This window comes from bacterium, assembly GCA_021372775.1.
In the GTDB taxonomy this organism is placed as follows: Bacteria; Acidobacteriota; Polarisedimenticolia; order J045; family J045; genus JAJFTU01.
Genome location: JAJFTU010000304.1, coordinates 1 through 6,457, shown reverse-complemented (window position 1 = coordinate 6,457; position 6,457 = coordinate 1). Strand labels below are relative to the sequence as shown.

The window sequence follows — 6,457 nt, the reverse complement described above, 5'->3', positions numbered from 1 at the left end:
CGGCCTGATGACGCTGCGCGTCGCCCTCGAAGGGGCGCCCGAGTGGCGCGAAACGATCCTTCGCCCCGACGGCGCGCTCCTCGCGCGCGCCGACGAGGCCCTCGCCGCGCCCGTTCCCGCCGATCCGCGCCGCCGCGCCGGTCTCGACGCGCTCCGGCTGGCGCGCGCCGCCGCCGCCGCGGAACTCAAGGCGGCCGGTCCGCGCGACGATCCCGCGCGCGCCGCCGAGTCGTTCGCGGCGCTGCGCGCGACGCTGAACGACCTCGACGCGTCCGTCGGTCCGTTCGTCCGCCCCGGCGCCCGCCTCGCGGCGGTCCGCTCGTCGGTGGACGGATCGCTCCAGCCGCTCACGATCTGGATTCCGGAGGGGTTCGATCCGAGCGTCCCGCGGGACGTCGTCGTCGCCCTCCACGGCAGCGGCGTCGACGAACAGGGCATCGTGGCCGAGGTCGCCGCGACGCTCGGCCCGTTCGCGCCGCTGATCGTCGCGCCGCGCGGGCGCGGCCTCTCCGACTGGTACTTCGACGCCACGGAGATCGACGTCCTCGACGCGGCGAAGCTCGCCAAGACCCTCTGCCCGGCGCGCAAGGTCTTCATCTACGGCTTCTCGATGGGCGCCTTCGCCGCTTGGCGGATCCCGTTCCGCCATGCCGGCGTCTTCGACGGCGCGATCGTCAACGGCGGCGGCCCCTACTTCGCCGGCTCCGGCCGTCCGGAGACCAGCGTCGAGCCGCTCGCCGGCAAGGCGGCCAAGGAGACGCCGTTCCTCGTGCTCCACGGCACAGCCGACCGCTCCGTGCCGATCGGCCCCACCGACGCGTGGGTCGCCAAGCTGAAGGGGCTCGGCTACGACATCGTTTACGTCCGCCGCGAAGGGGGCGGGCACGGCGACTTCGACGCCCGCGCCGAAATCCGCGCCTGGTTCGGAACGCACGCGCCGTCTTCGAAGTAGAAGTCACGGGGCGCCGCGCGCCGCGGTTTTTCCACGGCGCGCGGCGCCCCGGACATCGAAGCAGGAGGGACGACATGCCCCGCCGATCCGCCGCCGCCGTCATCCTCGCCCTCGGCGCCTTCGCCGCCGCCGTTCCGCCGGTCGCGCGGGCGCAGGCGACCGCGCCGAGCGACGACCTCGACCGACAGGTCGCGGTCGCCTACCAGAACCGGGACTTCCCCGCCGCCGAGCGGCTGCTGCGCCGCCGGATCGAGGCGTTTCCCGGCGACGCGACCGCGCGCTACAACCTCGCCTGCGTCCTCGCCCGCCAAGGGCGCGCCGCGGAGGCGGCCGCGGCGTTGGAGGACGCCGCGGCGCACGGCTTCGAGGACGCGGCGCTCCTCGCCGCCGACGCCGACATCGACCCGCTCCGCGGCGACCCGCGCGTCGCGGCGCTCCTCGCTCGGCTCAAGCGGCGGCTCGACGAGGCGGCGCGGGCGAAGAGCCTGACGCTGCGCGAAGGGAAGCCGACGCCGTTCACGCTCGGCGGCCCGGCCGGGTCGCCGCGCGCGGCGGGCGAGGCGACGCTGACGAGCGAAGGGCTGCGGCTGCGGGTCGTCGTCGAGGGACCGCCGCCGCGCGACGCCGCGCGCGGCTGGCGCGTCGGCGACGGCCTCGTCGTCAACGTCCAGCGCCCCGCGCCGGAGGAAGCGGCGGCCGCGGAGCGCGGCAAGCCGACGGCCGCACCCGCTCGGGAGACAGCCGCCGCCGCGACGGCCGCACCCGCCCGGGAGACGGGCCCCGGCGCGCCGCCCACGTCCGGCGCGCGGTTCTACGCGTGGGGCTTCCACCTCGAGGGCGGCCGCCCGCGCGCCACGCTCCTCGCGATCGACGGCCAATGGCGCCTGCAGTCCCACCCGGCCTTCGCGCCGCGGATCGAGAACGACGCAGCGGCGGGCCGCACCGTCTACGAGATTCGCCTCCCCTGGCCGGCGCTCGGAGCGCTTCGTCCACTGGCCGATCGGCGGATCGGCCTCAACGTGGTCGTCGTCGCCGCGACGCCGCGCGGCCGCGCCGCCGCGAGCCTCGTGCCCGATCCGGAGTTCGACGGCGAACTTTCGGCCGTGCGCCGCTTCGCGCCGACGACGCTCGAGCTCGACGGCTCGACCGGGCGCGTCGTGTCGGTCGAAATCCCGACGCGGGTCGTCGGCGCGCCGCTCGAGGCGCGGATCCACGCCGCCGCCCCGGAGGCCGCCGTAGCGCAGCTCGACGTCGCGGTCCTCGACGGCGAAGGGCGCCGGCTCGCCGGCCGCCGCCGCGCAGTGCAGCTCCGCCCCGGCGCGCAGGTCATCGAAGAGCGGATCGCGCTGCCCCGCGAGGCAATGGACACGCTCACCCTGCGCGCCGTGCTCGAAGGGGCGCTGGTCTGGGAGGAGACGATCCTCCGGCCGGACGAGACGCTGCTCCCCCGCGCCGAAGCCGCGCTCGCCGCGCCGCCGACCGACGACCTGCGGCGCCGCGCGACGTTCGGCGGCCTGCGGCTGGCCAAGGAGACGGCCGAGGCGGCGCGCCGCGCCCTCGGCCCGCGCGACGATCCGGCGCCGTTGGCGGCGGCGCTGGAGGCGGTGCGGCTCGCGCTGGCCGATCTCGACCGCGGCCCGCTGACGGCCCCCGGCCTCCACGCCGTCGCGCTTCCCTCGTCCCGCGACGGCGAGATGCGGCCGCTCACGGTCTCGCTGCCCGAGCGCTTCGACCCCGCGGTTCCGCGGGACGTGATCGTCGCGCTCCACGGCGCCGGCGACGACGAAGTGCGCACCGTGGCGCGCCTCGCCTACGAGGCCCGCGGCGTCGCCCCGCTCGTCGTCGGGCCGCGCGGCCGCAACCCCGTCGACCGCTTCCTCGGCCCGGCCGAGGACGACGTCCTCGACGCCCTCGCCTTCGCCAAGCAGCTCTGCCGGCCGCGGCGCGTCTACCTCTACGGCTTCTCGATGGGCGGCTACGCCGGCTGGCGGCTCGCCTTCGCGCGCCCCGGCCTGTTCGACGGGGCGATCCTCGAAGGGGCGGGGCCGCGCGATCTCTACAGCTCCGCCCCCGAGGCGAACGTCGCGGCGATGGCCGAGAAGACGACGCCGCGCACGCCGTTCCTCGTGATCCACGGCGCCGCGGACCCCGTCGTCCCGGTCGGGCCGACCGACGCGTGGGTCGAACAGCTCAAGCGGATGGGGTTCGACGTGACCTACGTGCGGCGCGAGGGCGGAGGCCACGGCGACGTCGACGCCTCGGCCGAGATCGTCGCGTGGCTGCGGGCGCGGCGCTGAGCGTCCGCGCGCGCCGGCGAGAGGGCCCGCGGAGGCGGAAGCGAAGATTCGGCGCCCGAAAGGCGCGATGAATACGCGCCCTTTTGCTATGATCGATCGAGCGGGTCGAAAGACCGCGCGCGAGAGCGAAGGAGGTTTTTCGATGGCGAAGAAGGCCGCGTCGAGCCGGGACAAGAAGACCAAGAGCGTGAAGAAGACGGCGAAGAAGGTCGCGCCGGCCAAGGCCAAGCCGGCCAAGAAGAAGGCCGCGCCGAAGGCCGAAAAGGCCGCGAAGCCCGCCAAGAAGAAGGTCGCGCCGCCCACGAAGGCGAAGGCCGCCGCGAAGAAGGCCGCTCCGGCGCCGAAGAAGGTCGCGCCGAAGAAGGCCGCCGCGAAGAAGCCGGCGCCCAAGAAGGCCGCGCCGAAGAAGGCCGCCGCGAAGAAGCTGGCGCCGAAGCCGGCCGCCGCGAAGAAGATCGTTCCGAAGAAGGTCGCCCCGAAGCCGGCCGCCCCGAAGAAGATCGTCCCGAAGAAGGCCGCGCCGAAGGCCGTCGCCCCGAAGCCGATCGCGCCGAAGACCGCGCCGAGCGCCCCGGCGAAGACCGCGACGCGCCGCAGCGTGAAGCTGCAGAAGCCCGCGGCCGCGCCGCCCGTCAAGCAGCCGAAGGCGCCGACCGTCGCGCGCACCACCGTCCGCCGCTCGCTAGACGTCGCCCCGCAGGCGACCGCCGGCGAGACCCCGGCGCCCGCCCCCGCGCCGAAGCCGAAGCGCGTCCGCGTCCATCGCGTGATCCCGGCGACGCCGGTCGCCCCCGCGGCGCCGGTCGTCGTCGAAACGCCCGCGCCCGAGCCGGTCGTCCCGGCCGAGCCGGAACCGACGCCGGTCGTTCCGTCCGCCCCCGAGCCGGTCGCCCCCGCGGCGCCCGAGCCCTCGTTCGAGCCGCGCGTCGTCGAACTCGACGAAGAACCGGAGCCGAACGACGACGAGGCGCCGGACCACCCCGCCGGCGAATAGCGCCCGTCCGATCGCGCGAAGGCCCCCGCTCCGCCGACGCGGACGGGGGCTTTCGTTTGCCGCGGGCACGCGGAGGCGCGGCGCGCCGAGCGGCGGCGGGAGCGCGGCGGGGCCGAGGGCGGCAGGCCCCGAGGATCGCGTCGAGGCCGCAGACGGCCGGCCCCGAAGAGCGCGTCGAGGCCGAGGGCGAGCGGCCCCGAAGATCGGGTCGAGCGCCGCGGAACGCGCGATTCGGCCGCTCCCGTTTTTTCCATTTGACAGGCCGGGCGCCGTCCTTATAATCCCCACGTTCGCGTCGCGGGGCTATCGTCTAGGGGTCCAGGACGCGTGGTTCTCAGCCATGAAACCGGGGTTCGACTCCCCGTAGCCCTGCCAATCACCGCGAACGCCGAAAAGCGCCCCTTCCGGGCGCTTTTTCGCGTTCTGGGACGCGGTCCGCGACGCTAGAGCGCGCCCGCTTCGACGTCGAGGGTGATTACGAGCCGGTCCTCGCGGACCTCGACCCGCCTGATCGTCGCCCGCATCGGCGTGCGCGCGCCGTCCTTGGCCCCCAGCGCCCAGCGGAACACGGTCGGCTGGCGCGGCGCGGGCAACAGCGCGGCGACGTCGGGCAGGACAGCCAGCGGCCCCTCCCCCACAGCGCGCACGACCGCGAGCCGCACCACCCCCGCCTTCTCGTCCACCTCGGGACGGAAGCGGAAGCGGGCAGCGCCGGCGATTCCCGGCTCGACGAGGCGCAGCCCCAAGCGGGCCTCGACCGTGCCGTCCACGAACGAGACCGACTCCGGGGCCACGAACTTGGCCGTGATCGTCCCGAGCGGCGTGGCGACTTTCGTCGGCGGCGGGAGTTGCGCGGCGAGGAACGAGGCGACGGCCGCGCCGTCCAACGAGACCTCGGCCGTCCCCGCCGCGGCGGGCGCGGCGGCGAGGGCCGCGAGAACGGCGACCAGCGGGAGCGCGCGCAGCGCGGCGGGCGGGACGAGTCGCATGGCGGGAGACCTCCGCGCGGCGCGCGGCGCCGCCGAATCGAAGCCGGCGGCGCGCCGAAGCGGCGCCGCGAAATCGATGCTGGCGCCGCGCCGCGGACGGCGCCACCGGCCCTACAATCTGCCGGTCCGACGCGCATTCGGCGCGGCCGGGGGGCAAGGAGAGACAACGTGAAGCGAACTTGGGCCGTCGTGGGCGCGCTGCTGCTGTGCGCGTCCGGCGCCGCCTCGTCCGGCGCCTTCGCCGCGCCGATCGAGGCTTCGGTGGCGCGCATCATCAACTACGCGCAGCGCCCCAACTGGTGGGCGCCTTGGGACATGCAGCCGACGAGGGCGGGCAGCGGTTCCGGCTTCGTCGTCTCCGGCAAGAAGATCATGACCAACGCCCACGTCGTCAGCGACGCGCGGCTGCTGATGGTCTTCCTCAACAACGACCCCAACCCGCATCCGGCCAAGGTCGCGGTGATCGGGCACGACTGCGATCTGGCGGTGCTCGAGCTCGCCGATCCGTCGCTGCTCGACAAGATCCCGCCGCTCGAGTTCGGCGGCTTGCCCGCGCTGCGCTCGACGGTCGAGACCTACGGCTACCCCGCCGGCGGCGCGCAGCTCTCCTCGACGCGCGGCGTCGTCTCGCGCATCGAGACGCAGGGCTACGCCCACTCGTCGGCCGACGCGCACCTGGCCGTGCAGACCGACGCCGCGATCAACCCCGGCAACAGCGGCGGCCCCGTCATCCAGGACGGCAAGGTCGTCGGCGTCGCGTTCCAAGGGGCGCAGGCGCTGCAGGGGGTCGGCTTCTTCATCCCGGTCGAGGTGATCAGGCACTTCCTCGACGACGTCGCCGACGGGAAGTACGACGGCTACCCGGATCTCGGCGTCGAGCGCTCGGCGATGGAGAGCCCCGCCCGCCGCAAGCGGATGGGGATGGCCGACGGCGAGTCGGGGATCTACGTCGAGACCGTCTGGCCGGGCTCGTCGGCGGAGGGGATCCTGCGGAAAGGGGACGTCCTCCTCGCCGCGCAGGGCCGCGTCGTCGCCAACGACGGCTCGGTCGAGATGGACGGCATGCGCTTCTCCGTCGGCCGCCTCTTCGACCTGCTGCAGGTCGGCGAGAAGCTCAAGGCGAGGATCCTGCGCGACGGGAAGCGGCTCGACGTCGAGATCCCGATGAAGCTGCTCCCCGGCCGCGAGCGCCGGGCCTTCGTCTACGACCGCAAGCCGCGCTACT

The 6,457-nt window shown here is 75.1% G+C and carries 5 protein-coding genes and 1 tRNA gene; 5 read left to right on the top strand and 1 reads right to left on the bottom strand.

Annotation, left to right across the window (positions count from 1 at the left end; translation table 11 throughout):
• The 4 genes from LLG88_10540 to LLG88_10525 form a co-directional block, all read left to right on the top strand.
• Positions 1–952: prolyl oligopeptidase family serine peptidase (locus tag LLG88_10540; GenBank protein MCE5247337.1), on the top strand; the 952-nt coding region annotated here is incomplete at its 5' end.
• A gap of 74 nt (positions 953–1,026) precedes the next feature.
• Positions 1,027–3,249, top strand: coding sequence for a hypothetical protein (locus LLG88_10535; protein ID MCE5247336.1), 2,223 nt, complete (start codon positions 1,027–1,029; stop codon positions 3,247–3,249).
• A gap of 142 nt (positions 3,250–3,391) precedes the next feature.
• Entirely contained in the window at positions 3,392–4,243 is an 852-nt protein-coding gene (locus tag LLG88_10530) for a hypothetical protein (GenBank protein ID MCE5247335.1), read from the top strand.
• A 299-nt stretch (positions 4,244–4,542) separates the two neighbouring features.
• Positions 4,543–4,618 (top strand) — tRNA-Glu (locus tag LLG88_10525).
• Between the two features lie 68 nt (positions 4,619–4,686).
• Here LLG88_10525 and LLG88_10520 read toward each other — a convergent pair.
• Positions 4,687–5,232: a hypothetical protein gene (locus LLG88_10520; GenBank protein ID MCE5247334.1), complete on the bottom strand. Its 546-nt coding sequence runs from the start codon at positions 5,230–5,232 to the stop codon at positions 4,687–4,689.
• 168 nt (positions 5,233–5,400) lie between these two features.
• Between LLG88_10520 and LLG88_10515 the strand changes: the two genes are divergently transcribed.
• Positions 5,401–6,457, top strand: a 1,057-nt coding sequence (locus LLG88_10515; GenBank protein ID MCE5247333.1) for a S1C family serine protease, incomplete at its 3' end; no start/stop codon positions are given.

Coding starts and splice junctions, on each gene's coding strand:
- LLG88_10535 (MCE5247336.1), top strand. CDS start 1,027: ATGCCCCGCCGATCCGCCGCCGCCGTCATCCTCGCCCTCGGCGCCTTC.
- LLG88_10530 (MCE5247335.1), top strand. CDS start 3,392: ATGGCGAAGAAGGCCGCGTCGAGCCGGGACAAGAAGACCAAGAGCGTG.
- LLG88_10520 (MCE5247334.1), bottom strand. CDS start 5,232: ATGCGACTCGTCCCGCCCGCCGCGCTGCGCGCGCTCCCGCTGGTCGCC.